Origin of the sequence: Acinetobacter sp. SA01, from assembly GCF_011319235.1 — a bacterium.
Lineage (GTDB): Bacteria > Pseudomonadota > Gammaproteobacteria > Pseudomonadales > Moraxellaceae > Acinetobacter.
Map to the genome: position 1 here is coordinate 1 of NZ_WXXM01000057.1, position 422 is coordinate 422.

The window sequence follows — 422 nt, forward strand, 5'->3', positions numbered from 1 at the left end:
GTTGCTTGAACTGGTTGAAATGGAAGTTCGTGAACTTCTTTCTACTTATGACTTCCCTGGTGATGACACTCCTGTTATCCGTGGTTCAGCTCTTGCTGCACTTAACGGTGACGCTGGTCAATATGGCGAATCTTCAGTTCTTGCTCTTGTTGAAGCGCTTGACACTTATATTCCAGAACCAGAACGTGCAATCGACAAAGCATTCTTGATGCCAATCGAAGACGTATTCTCAATTTCAGGTCGTGGTACAGTAGTAACTGGCCGTGTTGAATCTGGTATCGTGAAAGTAGGCGAAGAAGTTGAAATCGTTGGTATCAAAGACACAGTTAAAACAACTGTAACTGGCGTAGAAATGTTCCGTAAATTGCTTGACGAAGGTCGTGCAGGCGAGAACTGTGGTGTTCTTCTACGTGGTACTAAAC

1 protein-coding gene is annotated in these 422 nt (G+C 44.1%); it reads left to right on the forward strand.

The genetic code is table 11. From position 1 onward, the window contains the following. The coding region (locus tag GTU69_RS17425; RefSeq protein WP_240921750.1) for an EF-Tu/IF-2/RF-3 family GTPase at positions 1 to 422 on the forward strand (422 nt) is incomplete at both ends.